The organism is Bradyrhizobium sp. USDA3010, from assembly GCF_056429065.1.
Window position 1 is genome coordinate 1 of the sequence record NZ_JBWJZD010000001.1, and the last position, 17,671, is coordinate 17,671.

Sequence of the window (17,671 nt, forward strand, 5' to 3'; positions counted from 1 at the left end):
GCAAATCTTCGAAGCACTCGGCAAATCGTTGCATCGGCCGCTCCCTCTAGATCAGGAGCGACCTTCAGAATCTCTTTCTCCCGATTTGGCAACTACTTGCAGCCGCGCACGTGCGATTCCCCTGCCCCCGCAAGGGGGGAGGGAGGCTCTCCGCCGGTGCGTTCCTAACGCGGGCGACGGAGCGTGCCCGCCTCTCACACCCGCGCGGCGGCGTGGGAGAACACGATCTCGATCAGCGTGCCGGTGCGGCCGCCGGTGCGGATCTGGAATTTGGCGCGGTTGGCTTCGACCAGCGCCTTGGTCAGCGACAGGCTGACGCCGCCGGAGCCGGCCTGATCGGACGGCGTCGGCGCGCGGAACGGCTCCAGTGCAGCGGCGACCTCGTTGTCGTTGAGGCTCTGGCCGGTGTCGCGCACGCGCAGCATCACCTCGCCGAAATCCGACAGCGCGGTCGAGACGATCACCTGGCCGCCGGCATTGGCGAGATGGATCGAGTTGCCGATCAGGTTCAGCGTGATCTGGCGCAGCGCGCGGGCGTCGGCGACCACCGGCGGCAGCGTGTGCGCGAGCGAGGTGCGGATGATGATGCGCTCGCGATTGGCCTGCGGCTGCATCACAGCGACGCAGCTCTCCACCATCTCGTTGAGGTTCTGGCTGGTGAAGGCGAGGTCGAGCTTGCCGGTCTCGATCCGCGACAGGTCGAGCAGATCGTTGACGATGGCGATCACCCGCTCGCCGGAGGCGCGGATGTCCTTCATGTATTCGACATAGCGCTCGTTGCCGAGCGCGCCGAAGCGCTCGCCGATCATCACCTCGGCAAAGCCGATGATGGCGTTGAGCGGCGTGCGCAGCTCGTGGCTGATCCGCGCCAGCATGTCGGATTTGGCGTTCGCCGCGCGTTCGGCGAGCCGCCGCGCCTCGCGCAATTCGCCCTCGCTCTTCCTGGTCTGCGAGAGATCGCGGAACACGGCGAAGAAATTCGGGCCGTCGGCGCGGGTGCGGCCCATCGTCACCGACAGCGGGATGATGCCGCCCTGGCGCACGCGGCCGAGCGTCTCGCGGCCGTGGTCGAGCAGGCTGGCGACGCCGGCCGATTTCACGCTCGTGAGATAGTCGAAGATGCCGTGCTGGCTTTCCGGCGCGAACAGGTCGGCCAGATTATGCGTGATGAACTCGTCGCCGTCATAGCCGAACAGCGCCTCCGCGCTGCGGTTGCAGGAATGGATGTTGCCATCGGCATCGAACATGATGATGCCTTCGGCCGCCGTGTCGAGGATCGCGCCGAGCTCCTCCGCGTCGGCGTGGCCGGCCTGCGGCGGCAGTGGCGCGAGTACCGGCTCGGCGGCAGCCGCAGGCTCGGGCTCCGGATCGGACAGGGCGGCCGAGACCGCGGCGTCTTCGTCCAGCGTGCGCGAGAAGATCAGCGCCAGCGCTGAATCGTCGTCCCAGGTGATGGTGTGCAGCCGTGCCTCCGCGGACACTGATTGTGCGCCATCGTCCGCGTTCTGGTTCGCGGAGATCGTCACCGGCGTGCCGGTGCCGGAGGTGCTGCTCGCCTGCGAGACGCCGGGCTCGACATAGAGCGCGTCCAGCCCGCCGGCGGCTTCCAGCGCGTGCAGGCTGTCATAGCCCATGCGGGCGAGGAAGGCGTGGTTGGCATAGAGCAGGCGGTCGAGCCGGTAGATCAGGATGCCGACCGGCAGGAGATCGAGCAGCGCGCGGTCGCGGCGGGACTCTCCGCGCGGCGCAGGTTCCGTCGCGGCGAGCCAACCGGCCTTCGGCAGGTCGGCCGGCGTCTCTAGTTGCGCGACCGTCTCTTGCGGCCGCGGCGCCTCCGCCTCCTGCGGCGGTTCGCTGGCGGGCGGCTCTTCGGCAACCGCCTCCGTGGTGGCGCTCTCGTTCGTCGTCGCGGTGAGGCCGGCCTCGCTCTCGAGCCGCGCCGACAATTGGCGCGCGAGCTCGTTGAAGGCGTTGTTCTCGACCGGCGTCAACGACGGCGGCCGCGTATCGCCGGCAAGGCGGAACGGCAGCACATTCTGCGGCGGGTCGTGACGCACGTCGTGCGTTCCTCCGGTCGTTTCTCCGGTCGTTTCTTGGGGCGTTTCCACGGCGTGATCCGGATCGGCTTGGTGTGAAGTCTCTGCTGCTGTCGGCTCGGTCAATTCCTCGGGTGGTGCTGCGGTCGGGTCGGGCGGCGGAGCAACATCATGCGGCGCGACGGGCCCGGGCGGCGCGGCGGTGCGCGGCGCCGCCGCGGCATCGGCCGACAGCGATCGCGGCGCGATCGAACCGCTGAAGAACTCATAGCGGCGCAATGCGGCGAGTCGCGCAAGCCCGTCGAGGTCACGACACACACCAAAGCCGCGGTAGCCGGCGAAATTCCTGGAACGATCGAACACCGGCAGGCCGGACAGTTCGACCGGCAGCCGGCCGCCGCCGTCGACCGGCCAGTGCAACGTGATGCCGCTCCAGGTGTCGCGGCTGGCGACCGCCTTGAGGACGCGGCCCTCGGGATCGAGGCCAAAGCTCTCGGCGATGTCGCTCCAGAGACGGCCGAAGCCTGCCGCGGTGTGCAGGCCGATCAGGCGGGTGAATTCGTCGGAGCCGAGCGAGAAGCGGGCCTCATGGTCCATCTGCCACGTGAAGCGCAGCGGATGCCGCCGCACCGGCAACGGCTCGCCGAGCCAGGATGGCGACGGCGCCGGCGCCAGCGTCGGGGGCGCCGGCTCGGCGGCAGGCGGCGGAGGTGGCACATCCGCGATCGCATAAGGCGAGGGGGCGGGCTCGGCCGGTGGCGCCGATGCTTCTGGAGTTAGCGCGTGTGCGGTCTCTTCGAGAGCGGGCGTAGGCTCAGCTGCGGGCGCTTCGACCTGTGCCGCAGCGGGCACCTCGATCAGCGCTTCCGATAGCGGTTCCTCGACCGCGGTAGTTTCGGCAGGCGCGGTGTCGAGAGGCGCGGTCTCGACCGGTGCTTGCTCTGCATGCGTCAGCTCTGCCGACGCGAGCGGTGGAGCAGGGTGCGCGGGCCCTTCGATCTGCGCCCCAGCGGGCACGTCGATCAGGGCTTCCGATATTGGCTCCTCGACGGCGGGACTTTCGTCCGGCGTGGTGTCGAATGCGGCGGTCGCGGCGGGTGCGGTCTCGACGTGCGCCTCTTCCGACGCGGGAGATGGAGCCGCGCGCGCAGGCTCGGATTCAGTCACGCTGACGATCGGCTCGATCGCGACGCGCTCTTCCAATTGCGGGTCGAGCGCATCGAACAGCGTGAAGCTGGCCGGCGCTTCGTTTGTGGGCGCGGGGGCTTCCTCACGCACGGTTGGCGGTTCGACGGCGGCAGGCGCTGGCTCCACGGCTGCGGCCTCTGGTGCTTCCGGTGCGGCCGTCTCCGGCGCAGCCGGCTCAGGCACGATCGGTGCGGCCGGTCTGGCGGCGAGATGCGGTGCCGGCTTGATCAGTGCGATCAGCGCGCGATCGGCGCCTTGGCCGATCCGCTGCAGCACGATGCGGCCGATCGCAACGCTCGCCGCGGCGCGGCCCTGCGCCAGCGCTTCGTCGCGCGCGGCATCGAGGCCGGCTTCGGTGAGATCGTGCAGGCCGGGCAGCGAGCGCGCCGCTTCGTTGGTTGCGACCAAAAGTCCGTCGCCGTTGAAGGCGGCCGCCGGACGCGGCAAGCCTTGCACCAGCCGCAGCAAGCGCTCGGCGAGCGGCATGTTGCGACCAGAGGCATTGAGTGCGCTCATCAGGATGCCGTGGCTGCCGTCGGGCAGGTCAGTCCGCCTGCAGCCGCAGGTCGCGAGCATGCCGGGCGCCGCGCCAAAGCCGCGCAGCCGCTCCAGCCGCACCGCGCCGCCTGCGTCAAGGCTCGGGCCGAGCCGCGCGACCTGGCGGCGGTGCGGATCGGCCGGGCCGAAGGCGCGCTTCGCCAGCTCGGCGCCATTGGCGGCACCGAATACCTGTGCGCCGACCGGATTGGCCCACAGAATCCGTGCGCCGTCGGCCGACCACAGCCATGCCGGCAGGCCGCTCGTCGCATGGTCCGCCAGCCGCACGTCGCCGAGCGCCTGGATCTGGAATTCCGCGTCACTCATCACGCAAGATTTGACCGCATGGTTTGGCTTCTTCCTTAGCTTTGCCGGAGCGCCGGCGGCCGCAGGACGACAGCCTTAACAGAAGGTTAGTATCGCAACTGGGGGGCGGCAGGTCCATGTCCGCGGCCAGCGTGCCCCGGCTTAAGCCGGGATAACGTTAACTTGGCTGAACGATCCACAGCCGTTTGGCGTTGTCGGGTAGAGAGAGGCGGCTGCGACAGCGTGTTGCGGAGCCAGGGCGGCGCCGCGTCATACCTGCGATTGCAGTGCCACGATATGTTCTGCCGTCTATTCTACCTTGTATTCTGCCCTGGCCCGCACGGCCAACCGGCGGGCCGACCACCAAGCGAGGGAGAGCGACCATGAGCGACAACGGGCGTGACCAGTTCGAGATCCCCAAGTTCGAGATTCCGAAGGACATGCGGTCGATGGCGGAGGCGAGCTTCGATCAGGCGCGCAAGGCTTTCGAGCAGTTCGTGACCAACGCACGGGACACCGCCGGCAAGATCGAGGAGCGCAACGCCACGATGCGCGCCGGCGCCAAGGAGCTTTCCACCAAGGCGCTGTCCTACGCCGAGAAGAACGTGCAGTCGTCGCTGGACTACGCCCAGTCGCTGCTCAAGGCCAAGGACCTCACCGAGGTCATGCGGCTGCACAGCGAATATGTGCAGGGCCAGATGCGCTCGCTCGCCGAGCAGGCCAGCGAAATGGGCCAGGCGGTCAGCCGCGCCGCGATGGATGCGGTCAAGCCCAAGAGCTGACGGAGAGCTGATGAGAGCGAGCTGAGCCGGGCCGACTGTGGCAGGCCCAACCCCGGTCGGGCGCGGTAATCCCATATTCCGCCACATAAAAAATGTGGCGTTGCACGCGATCTTACATTGCGTTGCACAAAATTGACATGATATGGGTGTTTATTAGGCGCGCCCGACGAAGGGCACTCCCGTGAATCAAGGCAGCGTGATCCATTTCAACGTTCCCGGCCTTTGTGTCTCCGGGACGTCCGCAATGGTCACATCTACTCACCCGTTGCGAAGGATTACACGTATGACCAACCCGTCCGATCCGTTTTCCGCCTCGATCATCCCGTTCGAGGTTCCCGAGCAGATGCGCGCGTTCGCTGAAAAGGGCGTGCTGCAGGCCCGCGACAGCTACGCCAAGTTCAAGGACGCTGCCGAGACCCACAACTCGACGGTCGAGGCCGTGTTCACCTCGGTGAACAAGGGCGCCACCGCGTATTCGGCCAAGCTGATCGAGTTCTTCAAGGCCAACACCACCTCCTCGCTCGACTTCGCCCAGGAGCTGTTCAGCGTGAAGTCGCCGACCGAAGCAGTCGAGCTGTGGACCTCGCACGCCCGCAAGCAGTTCGAGACCTATACCGCGCAGGTCAAGGAACTGGCCGAGCTCGGCCAGAAGGTCGCCAGCGAGACCGCCGAGCCGATCAAGGCCAGCGCCTCGAAGTTCTACCAGCAGCCGGCCGCCTGATCTCGGCCTGCATGAGATAGCGGAAGGCCCGGGCCGATGCGGTCCGGGCCTTTTTGCTGGACGGGGGCCGTGGATTGGCCCGAGATAAGAGCGGAAATCAGCGCGTTACGGCCTTGCCAAAGGCGGGCGTTGCACCTAGTTTCCGCCGAAATCGCCGCCCCCTTGTTGCGGGGCCGTGCGTCAGGATGCAGTTGTAGCTCAGTTGGTTAGAGCGCCTGTCTGTGGAACAGGAGGTCGGTGGTTCGAGCCCACCCAACTGTACCAACAAAATCAGCACCTTATTCTAATCCTCGCTCGAAGCCAGCTAGCGCTAGCTACCAGATAGCTACCACGGTGGCGGGAAGCAGTCTTTCGTAACGATGGGGTCACAGCTTCGAGGGATGTTTGCGGCATCACTCAACCTGATGAAATTGCTCCCGAGCCCTTGGGCGATTCGCGGCTGCACGACGTGACCCCTGAAACCGAGAGAAGGTTGTGAGAAATTTGCGAAGAGGAGGCATCTCGATCCGTGCGGATAGAGAGATTTGGATACCCCACACGCTCGCTCCAAAGTGGCTTTCTGTTGCTGTTCGGCGATGGCATCGTTCCGATAATGACGAGAACATCGACCACACGATTGCGGAGCGCCGTCGCCAAATGCGCACGCCGCCGTTCAACGGGAAAGACCGGAGGTGCTGAACGGACGAGTACCATCCACGGCCATTCGTTTTTCGTATCGCGCATAGACGAAACACGTAATGGCTTCAACCTTGCCTTCCATGGGACGGTTTTGGAAGTGCGAATCGCGGAGCGGCGTGTAACGCAACTGGGGCGTCGTGCGGCGCAGTAATGCCATCGATGTTGCCCGTAAAGTCCACCGCGAGCTTCTCCTACAAGTCAAGGACGACGCGGGCGCCGCACGGCTCACCTCGGATCCTCCATCAGCGGGGAGAGCCTGATTTCGTTTTGTCTTTCAGTAATACCCTGAAGTCAGGATCCGGATAACATCGGAGACCATCATTGACGAAAACTCGGCAGAGCAGTCTCGCGAACAGCGTGACGTTGATGACCGTAGGCGAGTTTCACGATCTCTTTGAAGGGATCGGCTTGTGTCTATGCTTGACCATACGCTTAAGTCGGACGTGACGGCGCGCCGACTGGAAGTGATCACGGAGACGGGACGCCGTCGTTGGTTCTCGAAGGACGACAAGGCCCGGATCGTCGAGGAGACGCTGGTACCAGGCGCGGTCGTTTCCGAGATTGCCAGGCGACACGGGCTGACCCCACAACAAGTATTCACCTGGCGCCGGCAAGCACGCCAGTTGCCGACGCCGATGGCTGACGATCCGCCATTTGTACCGGCGGTGGGAGACGCCGTGATACCGGCCGTGGCGGTTGGCCATGAGCGCAAGACAGCGCAAGGCAAGGCCAAGCCGGATGTCGGAGGCATCGAGATCGAAGCCGAGGGCGTCACTATCCGGGTCGGCCGAGGCGCGGACGTGGCGATGATTGCGGCCATCGTCCATGCGCATTTTTCTCGTCTGCTACCTGGTGATGTCGGGATCTACGTGCAGGCCGGTTGTGGCGACCTGCCGCTCGCGCAGCGGATCGACTTAGGCACGTGGACTGATCTGATAACCGCGACAATGGGATGAGCAGCTGAGTTGAATTCACCAATGTCGTCCTATAGCTTTCAGGAACTGGCCGCGTTCGTAGCCATTGCGAGGTGCCGCAGCTTTCGACGCGCCTCGGTTGAGCTTGGAGTATCTCCATCCGCACTCAGTCACTCGCTTCGGCAACTCGAGGACAGGCTTTCTCTGAAGCTGGTGAACCGCACCACAAGGAGCGTTGGGCTGACAGAAGCAGGACAGCGCCTTTTTGATCATCTCGATACCGTGTTTCGCGGCATCGACACCGCCGTCGAGGAGCTCAATCAGTTCCGGGATGCTCCATTCGGCACGTTGCGCCTCAACGCTCCGCGGCAGGCCATCAGGTTGGTCCTTGGCCCTCTCATCGCCGAGTTCACGAAGCTGCATCATCAGATGAAGATCGAAGTGGCGGCCCGCGACCGGCTTGATGACGTCGTCGCGGAAGGCTTCGATGCCGGCATCCGTCTCGGCGAACTTATTGCGGAGGACATGATCGCCACGCCCTTGGGCCCAGACCTGGGTTTTTCCACGGTCGCCACGCCTGCTTACCTCGCGGGTCGGATTCCGCCACGGCATCCGGCCGAGCTTCGTGATCACATATGCGTTGGCTACAGGTATCCGAGCGGCAAGCCCTATCATTGGGAGTTCGAACGTGCCGGAGCACCGGTCCAAGTCGAAGTGTCTGCTGCGCTCTCGTTCGACGACATGGATCTTGTGCTCGACGCGACGCTGCTCGATGCCGGGATCGGCTATGTATTCGAGCGCCAGGCGCGACCGCACATCGATGCTGGTCGGCTGGTTGAACTCTTGCCTGGTTGGAAGCCAACGCCGGCGAAATTCTTCATGTACTATCCCAGTCGCTCAAATCTGTCCTGCGGGCTCCGCGCGTTCATCGATTTCATACGCGAGCGCAGCCGCGATTGATGAGCCACATTCAACACCTCGTTCAGGAATGGGCATCTAGTTGCGCGCTGGCGTTCCTCCTACCTCCACTTCGCGGGCCAATGGGCCAGTCGGGATCTGGAGGAACTTATGGACGCTTCTGTTATCCGTACGCTTGAGGGAAAGGTCGCACTCGTGACGGGTGCCAGCTCGGGCATCGGGAGGGCTGCGGCAGTCGAACTCGCGAGGCGAGGAGCAAAGGTCGTTGCCAGTGCGAGACGTGTTGACGAATTGGAGCTACTCGTAAAGCAGCTCCGTGGAGAAGGCCTCGACGGCAGAGCCATCCGCGCCGACATCAACTTAGAGGGGGACGTCGAACGCCTCGTGCGTGAGACGGTTGCTACATACGGTCGCTTGGACGCGGCGTTCAACAACGCCGGTACCGAGGGGAAGTTCACGCCGTTTCTGGAGCAGTCCAATCACACCTACGACACGATCTTCAACGCAAATGTCCGTGGCGTCTTCTGGTGCATGAAGCATGAGGCAAAGGTTATGCTTGCACAGGGCTCCGGCTCGATCATCAACAACGCTTCGATGGGCGGCTTGATCGGATTCGCGAATGCGGCTCTCTATATCGCAAGCAAGCACGCCGTGCTCGGGCTGACAAAGACGGCATCTTTGGAGTGGTTTGCGGAGGGCGTACGGGTGAATGCGCTTTGTCCCGGGCTCATCGATACGCCTTTTCAGGATCGCGTTTGGGGATCGCAGCAGGCGAAGGCGGACGTCGGTGCCGCGTCCGTTCCAGGCCGCATGGGAACGTCGGAGGAGATGGGTAAGGTCGTCGCCTTTCTCGCCTCAGATGACTCGGCGTTCGTCTCCGGACATAGCCTCTTAGCCGACGGAGGCTACACCGCTACATGACGCGGACGTTCAGTGCGATACTCTAGGTGAGAAGCGCTCAAGTCGGGACGATCACCACGTCGCGAAGTAGAGATCGATGGCTCGGCGAGGCGGCCGAGCCATCCTTGAAGGGGCCGAAACTGCCCGGCGTCGAGAACAACAACATCCTCTTACGAGTTAGCTCTTCCGGGTTCGAATAGTTCAGCGTCAGCAAAGGCATTCGACTGGGAGTACCTATGCAATTCCTTCGAGCAGGAGCTTGATTGTGAGCCGTGTCGTACGCTTTCACCAAATTGGCGGTCCCGAGGTCCTCAAGGTCGAGAACGTCAACGTCCCCGCGCCGGGCCATGGTGAAATCCAGATTCGAACCAAGGCCCTTGGATTGAATCGTGCAGAGGTAATGTTCCGATCCGGGGCTTATGTGACGACACCGCACCTTCCGACGCTCACAGGCTATGAGGCCGCAGGCGTCGTCGAGGCGGTCGGCACTGGTGTCAAGGGTTTCGCGATCGGTGATAAGGTCAGCGTCGTGCCGTGTTTCATGCTCGGTGAGTATGGACTGCACGGAGAGCTGGTGAATGCTCCCGCCTTTGGTGTCGTTAAACATCCTGAAAATCTCTCCTGGGAGGAAGCTGCCGCGGCCTGGATGATGTTCGTGACGGCCTATGGCGCCTTAGTTGACATCGCCGATGTGAAACGCGGGGACGTAGTTTTGATCCGTGCGGCGTCGTCCAGCGTGGGTCTCGCCGCAATTCAGATTGTAAACATGCTTGGCGGTGTGGCGGTGGCTCTGACCCGCACGAGCGCGAAGCGGACCACGCTGTCGGCGGCCGGCGCGAGGTATGTCATTGCGACCGAGGAACAAGATCTAGTCACCGAGGTGAAGAAAATAACGGCCGGTAATGGCGCGCGGATCGCTTTCGATCCGGTCGGAGGCCCGGAAGTTCCGAAAATACTTGAATCTCTGTCCTACCTCGGCGTTTTCTTCCAGTACGGCGCGCTCGTCACGAGTGATGTTGTCGTTCCCGTTTTGGCCCTTCTCGGAAAGGATCTGACTATCCGAGGGTATCAGCTCTTCGAAATCACAAAGGATCTCGCACGTCTTGAGCGGGCCAAGACTTTCATCAGCGCCGGACTTACCTCGGGCGTGCTGAAGCCCGTCATCGCGAGGACTTTCACGCTGGACCGGATTGCCGATGCTTATCGCTTCATGGAATCAAACGAGCAGGTCGGCAAGATCGTGGTGACAATTTAGCGGCAATCGGGCTACCGCCAAGATCGGTTCGGCGCATCGACATCACTCCAGGTCGATGAGCAGATCCTTAGCCTCCACCTGGCTGCCCGCGCCGACATGGATGGACTTCACCCTTGATGCCCGATCTGCATGCAATCCCGTCTCCATCTTCATCGCCTCGATGCTCAGCAGGAGATCTCCAGCCTTGACGGCTTGGCCCACGGAGACTGCAATGGACGAGATGGCGCCCGGCATCGGGGCGCCGATCTGGCTCGGATCTCCGTCGGTTGCCTTCGCGCGAACCGCTATCTTGCTCTTGAGTTCACGATTCGGTACGCGGACTACGCGAGGTTGACCGTTCAGCTCGAAAAATACTTTCACCTCGCCTTCTTCGGAGCTCTCGCCGACGGCCTGAAGACGGATCTCAAGCGTCTTGCCGGGATCGATCTCGACCGATATCTCCTCACCAGGCTGCATGCCATAGAAGAACGTACGCGTTGGAAGCGTGCGTACTGGGCCGTAGGTCTGATGACGCTCGACGTAGTTGATGAACACTTTCGGATACATGAGATAACCGTGGAGATCCTCGTCGTCCACGGCGTGGTCGTCCAGCGCAGCCGATAATGACTTGCGGGCGGCATCAAACTCGACAGGCTCCAAGCCAAGGCCAGGCCGCGTCGTCATCGCGGCACCGCCCTTTAGCACCTTCCGTTGTATTCCTTCGGGCCAACCCCCCTGAGGTTGGCCGATATTTCCCTTCATCATTTCCACCACAGAGTCGGGAAAGGCGATCTCAATGGCTGGATCCTCGACTTGCTCACGGGTCAGTCCCTGGGCGACCATGAGTAGGGCCATATCGCCGACGACCTTGGAAGATGGAGTTACCTTCACGATATCGCCGAAGATCATGTTGGCTTCCGCGTAGGCTTTCGCAATGTCGGGCCACCGTTCTGACAGGCCAAGCGAGCGAGCCTGCGCTTGCAGGTTGCTGAACTGTCCGCCAGGCATTTCGTGGAGGAACACCTCCGAGGCGGGTGCGGTTGGACCAGATTCGAAGGCTGCATATTGAGCTCTGACCTGTTCCCAATAGTCGGAGATTTCGCGTATGGCCTCACTGTCCAGTCCCGTGTCACGCTCAGTGCGTCGAAGCGCTTCGACGATCGATCCGAGGCACGGTTGCGAGGTGCCGCCCGAAAAGGCATCCATGGCGGCATCGACTGCATCGACGCCGGCTTCGCAAGCGGCGAGGACGGTCGCCGCTGATATTCCCGAAGTGTCGTGCGTGTGGAAGTGAATCGGAAGTCCCACGTCCTCCTTGAGCGCCTTGACGAGGATTCGAGCCTGTTTGGGTTTCAGGAGTCCCGCCATATCCTTCAAGCCGAGGATGTGGGCACCTGCCGCCTTCAGCTCTCTCGCCCGGTCGACATAGTATTTCAGGTCGTATTTCGGGCGCGCGGGATCCAGCAGGTCGCCCGTATAGCAGATTGTGCCTTCGCACACCTTGTTCGCCTCGATCACGGCGTCCATGGCCACCCGCATGTTCTCAACCCAGTTGAGCGAGTCGAACACGCGAAAGACGTCGACTCCGGACTTTGCGGCCCGCAAGACAAAGCTGCGAACCACATTGTCGGGATAGTTGGTGTACCCGACCCCGTTGGCGGAACGCAGGAGCATTTGGGTGAGGATATTCGGGATCGCGGCCCGAAGGTCGCGCAACCGTTGCCATGGACATTCCTGAAGGAAGCGATAGGCCACATCGAAGGTCGCGCCGCCCCAGCATTCGATGCTGAAGAGTTGAGGGAGGTTTGCGGCATAGGCGGGCGCGATCCGGAGCATGTCGATCGAACGCATTCGCGTGGCAAGCAGCGATTGATGCCCGTCGCGCATCGTCGTGTCGGTGATCAGCACCCGCTCCTGAGCGGATAGCCAGTCCGCCAGGGCCTGCGGTCCGTCCTTTTCGAGAATGTCGCGGGTGCCGGGAGCGATAACGCCTCGTGGCGGGGGCAGCCTGGGCTCGGATATCCCGGTCGTCGGCTTTGGGCGCGTCTTGGTCTCGGGATGTCCGTTGACCGTGACGTCCGCGATATAAGTCAGGAGCTTGGTCGCTCTGTCGCGCCGTTTTGTGAACCTCAGCAACCCCGGCGTGGTGTCAATGAACTGAGTCGTATACCCGTTGCTCCGGAATTGCGCGTCGTTGAGAAGGTTCACGAGAAATTCGATGTTGGTGCTGACACCCCTGACACGAAACTCGCGGAGCGCGCGAAGCATCCGGTTGGTCGCAAGGTCTTCTGTCGGAGCCCAGGCTATCACCTTGACCAGCAACGAGTCGAAATGTCGTGTGATGACGGCGCCGGAATAGGCGGTGCCGCTGTCCAAGCGGATGCCCATTCCCGTAGCCGAGCGGTAGGCCGCGATACGACCGTAATCGGGGATAAAGTTGTTCTGTGGATCCTCCGTGGTTACACGGCACTGCAAGGCATGCCCAGTGAGCCGAATGTCCTCCTGTCTGGCGACACCTGTTGCTTCGGCAAGCGTAGCGCCTTCCGTCAGCAACATCTGCGCCTGCACGATGTCGATACCGGTGACTTGCTCCGTTATCGTGTGTTCGACTTGGATGCGCGGATTGACTTCGATGAAATAAAATCTCCCGGAGTCCACGTCCATCAAAAATTCGACCGTTCCGGCACATCGATAACCGACGTGCAGGCATATGCGCCTCGCAAGCTCGCATACTTCGGTACGTTGTTCCGCTGAGAGATAAGGTGCAGGGGCGCGCTCGACCACTTTTTGGTTCCGGCGCTGAACGCTGCAGTCGCGCTCGAAGAGATGAAAGATGTTGCCGTAGCTGTCGCCGAGGATCTGGACCTCGACATGGCGCGCCCGCTCGATCAGCTTTTCCAGATATCCTTCTCCGTTTCCGAAGGCGGCTTCGGCTTCGCGGCGGCCTTCGAGAACTTTGGACTGAAGTTCTTCGGGGCTATAGACTGTACGCATTCCCCGACCACCGCCGCCCCAGGACGCCTTCAGCATCAGCGGATATCCGATGTCGGATGCCTCCTTGCGGATAGCGTCGAAATCGTCGCCTAAGACACCAGTTGCCGGCACGACGGGTACGCCGGCTTCGATCGCAACGCGACGAGCGGAGGCCTTGTCGCCGAGAAGACGCATCGTTGCGGCCGTTGGCCCGATGAAGGCGATGCCGGCAGCCTCGCACGCCTCCACGAGTTCGGGACTCTCAGAGAGAAGTCCATAGCCGGGGTGGATTGCGTCCGCACCCGACGATCGCGCAACGCGGATGATCTCGGGGATCGAGAGATAGGCGCCCACGGGCGACATCCCCCGACCGATCAGATAAGCCTCGTCGGCCTTGAACCGATGCAATGAAAGCTTGTCTTCTTCGGCATAAATCGCAACCGTCGTCTTGCTCAACTCGGTCGCCGCGCGCATGACGCGAATTGCGATTTCGCTTCGGTTTGCGACCAGGATCTTGTTGAACTTGCGCACGTTCAAGTATCCTCTTGCTCAAGGTGTTGGACGGGAAAGGAAGACGGGCACGACAACTGACGCCGTCGTGCCCGTCACTATGTCTCCGTACTAGACAGATGGCGTCGCGAAAGTTCGTAACGTCCGATGCTATGGCAAATTACATCGTAAGGCGATCTTTCCGAAGTGTGCGCCACTTTTCATGTAGTTGAAGGCGTCTGCAGCCTCGGACAGATCGAAAGTCTTGTCGACGACCGGCTTGATTCCAGCCACCTCGATCGCGCGATTCATGTCAACGAAACTACGCCGCGAACCAACGGCGATCCCTTTGACGTTCACCATTGGGCCGATCAACTGTCGGATGTTCAATTCCGTCGAATAGCCGGCGACAAACCCGACGACACTGATCGTTCCCCCAAAAGCAACCGCGCTCAACGACCTGCCCAACGATGATCCAATGGTCTCGACCACGATATCCGCGCCACGGCCGTCGGTGAGCCGCTTTACTTCGACATCCCATTCCGGAGTGGTGCGATAGTTGACGCCAAAGTCGGCCCCAAGCGCTTTCGCCCGCGCCAGCTTTTCGTCGGATGACGACAGAATGGTAACTCGGGCCCCCGACAGCTTGGCGAACTGAAGTGCGAAGAGCGAAACACCGCCGGTTCCCTGGAGCAGAACGTCGTCTCCGGATTTGACGTTTGCTTCGTTCAAAGCCGACCACGCTGTAAGACCAGCGATGGGCAGCGTGGCGGCTTCCACGTCGGTCAGGTGCGACGGAGGCGTGACCGCGTCCTCTTCCGGGATGAGGATGTAATCCTGAAGAACGCCGGCCAGCGGCGCACCGAGGGTGCGCTTCGCGCGTTGCTCCGGAGTAGGTTTGCCGTCGTGCCAGCCCTGGGTGTAGATGGGGACGATTCGATCTCCCTTCTTGAACCGGGTGACGCCCGGTCCGATCTCCGCCACAGTGCCGCACGCGTCGGAGGCGGGCACATAGGGCAAAGGAAGACCCTTGATATAGTCACCGCCCAGTACGGCCAGGTCGCGATAGTTCAGCGTCGCCGCCTCCACCCTGAGCAACACCTCTCCCTTTCCTGGCGTTGGTATAGGGACCTCGGTCAACTTGAGGCCCGAGATCGCGAACTGGTGCGCTTGCATAGCCCGCATTGTCGCCGACATGATTGCTCCTCGTTTTTTTGTGGCGGTTCCGCGCTATCGGATATCGGCGCCGCCTGGTTAGTGATCAAGCGTGCTTGATCACGACTGTCTTCAGGTTCGAATAGTCGTCCATCGCCACAAGACCCTTTTCCCGTCCATGGCCGCTTTTGCCGGTGCCTCCGAAGGGCAACTCGATGCCCGCGCCGGCTCCGTAACAGTTTACGAACACTTGGCCGGAGCGCAGCCGCTTCGCAAGATGCATTTGTCGGCCGCCATCCCTGGTCCAGACTGCTGCCACAAGGCCGAATTCAGTTCCGTTGGCGATGCGTACCGCGTCATCCTCATCGTCGAACGGAATGGCGGCCAGCACGGGGCCGAACACCTCCTGTTGCGCGAGCTCGTGGTCCGTCGGCACCGGCCCGAACAGCGCGGGCCGGACGAAGAACCCACCCGGGTCGACGCCCTCCGCAATCTGGCCTTCGGCGAGGAGGGGGAGGCCGCTGGCGGTGGCGCGATCGACGAAGCCCAGGACGGTCTTCTTTTGTCCGGCGGTGATGATCGGACCACAGTCGAGATCCATCTCCGGGCTGCCGACCCGCACGGCCTTGAATCGCTCGCTAAGTGTCGCGATGAAGTCGTGGAAGATGCGCCTTTGAACAAGGACGCGGCTTCCGGCCGAGCAGGTTTGGCCACTATTCTGGATGATGGCGGCGCAGATCGTCCTGGTGGCCGCTTCGAAATCGGCATCTTCGAACACAAGCTGGGGCGACTTGCCGCCGAGCTCGAGAGTACAATTGATGTAGTTGTCCGCGGCCAACTTCTGGATCTGCTGGCCGACCTCGGGTGAGCCGGTGAACGAGACAAAGTTCACGCCGGGATGCGTCGTAAGCGCTACGCCCACTTTGCTTCCAAATCCTGTCACGATGTTGATCGCGCCGTCGGGAAGGCCGGCTTCCGTCGCGAGCTCGGCGAGCCGTAGAATGGAGGCGGATGCGGCCTCGGCCGGCTTGAGAACAGTTGCGTTGCCGACCGCTAGCGAAGGAGCAAGTGTCCGGCCGAACATCTGGGCGGGATAGTTCCAGGGAAGGATGTGCCCCGTCACACCCTTTGGCTCACGCACGACGGCGACGAAATGATCATTGAGGTACGGAATCGTGTGTCCATAGACCTTGTCAGTTGCGCCACCATAGTACTCGAAATATCGAGCGACCGCGTTGATATCGTTTCGCGCCACCGTCATGGGCTTTCCGGTGTCCCGCGCTTCGATGGCGGCAAGCTCCTCCTTCTTCTCGAGGATGCGCTGCGAAATGGCGATCAGAATGCGGCCTCGTTCCGCGGCGGTCAACTTGCCCATGCGCCGGTTTCGAAGGCGCTGCGGGCCGCCTTGACGGCCAGGTCGACGTCCTCACGGGTGCCGGCGGCGATTTTGCCGTAGGCCTTCCCCGTGCTGGGATCGATCATATCGGTCGTCTCGCCATTGGATGCGCCGACCCATTTGCCACCAATGAAGTGCTTCGACATGATGTCAACTCCTGTCTGTTGCCGCCGCGATCTAGAAGCACGGGCAGGAGGGTGGTCTCAATGGCGTCTACGATCTACCTGCCATTATGTTGCCCTATGGGTGCGATCGCATGGCGCGTCCCATTTGATTGCGTCGGACGGTAATCGATCCGAAATCGTCAGTTATCGGCCCGAGACAAGATGGCTCGCGCGATACACTCGCCCGAGCCACCGAGGGGAAAGCGAGAGCCTATCGGCCCGTCCGCGAAGGCCCCACCTACGTCACGCGTGCGAAAAGCAACGCCGCATATGGACTGGGCGATGACGTCGCCGTTAGTTTCCGACTTGCGGATCGGATGCGAATTCTCGGGCGTTCCCCTTGGTAAGCACTCTTGTCTCGAGGTCGATCCGGGCTTTGGGCTTCCCGCCCTTCAGCGTGGTAACCATGGCATTCATGCCTTCGTAACCCATTCTGAAGGGATCCTGCACGATGACGCCCAGAAGCTTTCCTTCCTTGATCAGTTCGTAGGCGCGTGCACTCAAGTCGAATGTCACCAGCTTCACGTCCTGGCGCTTCGCGGCCTCGAGGGTCGCCGCGGCACCTTGAGCCACGATTTCGTTTTCGAAGAAAACCCGGCGATGTCCGGCGTCTCGACCAGAATATCCTCCATCGTACGCCTGCCTTCTTCGAGGCTCAGCTTGATCACCTTCCGGGGAAGAACGGTAAGGCCGAGCGCCTTGGCCTCCGTCTCAAAGCCTCGCACACGAGCTTGCACGTTGTCGTTCGCCAGTCCGAAGTCGAAGACGATGACCTTCGCGCCCGGCTTGACATTCTTCGCGATGAGCTGCGCGGCCTGTTTGCCGCCCGTCACGTTGTCGGTGATGATGAAGGAATCCCAGGATCCCGATTGCAGGCCGATATCGGTGACCACGACGGGAATGTGGTTGGCATTGAACACCGTCTTGACTGGCTCGGCGAGCACGACGCTGTCGCCTGGAAAGAGGAGGAGGCCGTTGACCCCTTGCGTATGGAGGTCTTCGAGGTCGGCCACCTGGCGGGTGGTGTCGGTATTGCCGCCATTGGTGACGATCAGGTCGATGTCTACCCCCTTGGCCTTCCATTCTTCCATAGCCTTCCGCGCTCCAGCGACCTGCGTTCGCGAGAAGGGGATGGTCCCCCAGAATTGCGAATAGCCGACGGAGAATTTATCCGCGGCATCGGATGTGCCCGTGGATATTCCAAGGGCACATAGGGCGGCCAGCAGCCGGGCGCGGCGAACCACCGTCGGTTTGATCATAAATTCCTCCAAGATTGCGTT

At 62.2% G+C, this 17,671-nt stretch carries 12 protein-coding genes, 1 tRNA gene and 1 pseudogene; 7 read left to right on the plus strand and 7 right to left on the minus strand.

The window, feature by feature from the left end:
* Positions 1 to 194: 194 nt before the first annotated feature.
* The gene (locus AC066Y_RS00005; RefSeq protein WP_478272121.1) at positions 195 to 4,088 is read right to left on the minus strand and encodes a PAS domain-containing protein; all 3,894 of its coding nucleotides are present in this window, start codon (positions 4,086 to 4,088) and stop codon (positions 195 to 197) included.
* Between the two features lie 362 nt (positions 4,089 to 4,450).
* Between AC066Y_RS00005 and AC066Y_RS00010 the strand changes: the two genes are divergently transcribed.
* The 3 genes from AC066Y_RS00010 to AC066Y_RS00020 all read left to right on the plus strand — a co-directional run bounded on the left by AC066Y_RS00010 (position 4,451) and on the right by AC066Y_RS00020 (position 5,834).
* Complete coding sequence (locus AC066Y_RS00010; RefSeq protein ID WP_478272122.1) at positions 4,451 to 4,849, plus strand: phasin family protein; 399 nt, start codon at positions 4,451 to 4,453, stop codon at positions 4,847 to 4,849.
* A 283-nt stretch (positions 4,850 to 5,132) separates the two neighbouring features.
* Complete coding sequence (locus AC066Y_RS00015) at positions 5,133 to 5,570, plus strand: phasin (RefSeq protein WP_176533651.1); 438 nt, start codon at positions 5,133 to 5,135, stop codon at positions 5,568 to 5,570.
* Positions 5,571 to 5,757: 187 nt separating this feature from the next.
* Positions 5,758 to 5,834, plus strand: a tRNA-His gene (locus AC066Y_RS00020).
* 388 nt (positions 5,835 to 6,222) lie between these two features.
* Here the strand turns inward: AC066Y_RS00020 and AC066Y_RS00025 are convergent.
* Positions 6,223 to 6,405 (minus strand): hypothetical protein, encoded by a 183-nt coding sequence (locus AC066Y_RS00025; protein ID WP_478272123.1) that lies wholly within the window; start codon positions 6,403 to 6,405, stop codon positions 6,223 to 6,225.
* 259 nt (positions 6,406 to 6,664) lie between these two features.
* Here AC066Y_RS00025 and tnpA point away from each other — a divergent pair, with 259 nt between their 5' ends.
* From tnpA to AC066Y_RS00045, 4 genes are all read left to right on the plus strand, one after another.
* Entirely contained in the window at positions 6,665 to 7,204 is a 540-nt protein-coding gene (gene tnpA / locus AC066Y_RS00030) for an IS66-like element accessory protein TnpA (protein WP_478272124.1), read from the plus strand.
* A 21-nt stretch (positions 7,205 to 7,225) separates the two neighbouring features.
* Positions 7,226 to 8,122 carry a LysR family transcriptional regulator gene (locus AC066Y_RS00035; protein WP_478272125.1) on the plus strand — a complete coding sequence of 299 codons (897 nt, stop codon included), beginning with the start codon at positions 7,226 to 7,228 and terminating at the stop codon, positions 8,120 to 8,122.
* Between the two features lie 108 nt (positions 8,123 to 8,230).
* Positions 8,231 to 9,001, plus strand: a complete 771-nt coding sequence (locus AC066Y_RS00040) for a glucose 1-dehydrogenase (RefSeq protein ID WP_478272126.1) — start codon at positions 8,231 to 8,233, stop codon at positions 8,999 to 9,001.
* 244 nt (positions 9,002 to 9,245) lie between these two features.
* On the plus strand, positions 9,246 to 10,235 hold the full coding sequence (locus AC066Y_RS00045; protein WP_478272127.1) for a zinc-dependent alcohol dehydrogenase family protein: 990 nt from the start codon (positions 9,246 to 9,248) through the stop codon (positions 10,233 to 10,235).
* 42 nt (positions 10,236 to 10,277) lie between these two features.
* Here AC066Y_RS00045 and pyc read toward each other — a convergent pair whose 3' ends face one another.
* From pyc to AC066Y_RS00070, 5 genes and pseudogenes are all read right to left on the minus strand, one after another.
* On the minus strand, positions 10,278 to 13,718 hold the full coding sequence (gene pyc / locus AC066Y_RS00050; protein ID WP_478272128.1) for a pyruvate carboxylase: 3,441 nt from the start codon (positions 13,716 to 13,718) through the stop codon (positions 10,278 to 10,280).
* Positions 13,719 to 13,847: 129 nt separating this feature from the next.
* Entirely contained in the window at positions 13,848 to 14,873 is a 1,026-nt protein-coding gene (locus AC066Y_RS00055; RefSeq protein WP_478272129.1) for a zinc-dependent alcohol dehydrogenase family protein, read from the minus strand.
* A 64-nt stretch (positions 14,874 to 14,937) separates the two neighbouring features.
* Positions 14,938 to 16,373, minus strand: a pseudogene (locus tag AC066Y_RS00060) (aldehyde dehydrogenase family protein).
* 312 nt (positions 16,374 to 16,685) lie between these two features.
* Positions 16,686 to 16,916 (minus strand): hypothetical protein, encoded by a 231-nt coding sequence (locus AC066Y_RS00065; protein WP_478272130.1) that lies wholly within the window; start codon positions 16,914 to 16,916, stop codon positions 16,686 to 16,688.
* Positions 16,913 to 17,650, minus strand: coding sequence for a substrate-binding domain-containing protein (locus tag AC066Y_RS00070; protein ID WP_478272131.1), 738 nt, complete (start codon positions 17,648 to 17,650; stop codon positions 16,913 to 16,915). The genes AC066Y_RS00065 and AC066Y_RS00070 overlap by 4 nt, the downstream gene beginning before the upstream one ends.
* Positions 17,651 to 17,671: the final 21 nt, after the last annotated feature.

Bases quoted from the DNA above. Each gene is read 5' to 3' on its own strand.
- AC066Y_RS00005 (WP_478272121.1), bottom strand. From the start codon at position 4,088: ATGAGTGACGCGGAATTCCAGATCCAGGCGCTCGGCGACGTGCGGCTG.
- AC066Y_RS00010 (WP_478272122.1), top strand. From the start codon at position 4,451: ATGAGCGACAACGGGCGTGACCAGTTCGAGATCCCCAAGTTCGAGATT.
- AC066Y_RS00015 (WP_176533651.1), top strand. From the start codon at position 5,133: ATGACCAACCCGTCCGATCCGTTTTCCGCCTCGATCATCCCGTTCGAG.
- AC066Y_RS00025 (WP_478272123.1), bottom strand. From the start codon at position 6,405: ATGGCATTACTGCGCCGCACGACGCCCCAGTTGCGTTACACGCCGCTC.
- tnpA (WP_478272124.1), top strand. From the start codon at position 6,665: ATGCTTGACCATACGCTTAAGTCGGACGTGACGGCGCGCCGACTGGAA.
- AC066Y_RS00035 (WP_478272125.1), top strand. From the start codon at position 7,226: ATGTCGTCCTATAGCTTTCAGGAACTGGCCGCGTTCGTAGCCATTGCG.
- AC066Y_RS00040 (WP_478272126.1), top strand. From the start codon at position 8,231: ATGGACGCTTCTGTTATCCGTACGCTTGAGGGAAAGGTCGCACTCGTG.
- AC066Y_RS00055 (WP_478272129.1), bottom strand. From the start codon at position 14,873: ATGTCGGCGACAATGCGGGCTATGCAAGCGCACCAGTTCGCGATCTCG.
- AC066Y_RS00070 (WP_478272131.1), bottom strand. From the start codon at position 17,650: ATGATCAAACCGACGGTGGTTCGCCGCGCCCGGCTGCTGGCCGCCCTA.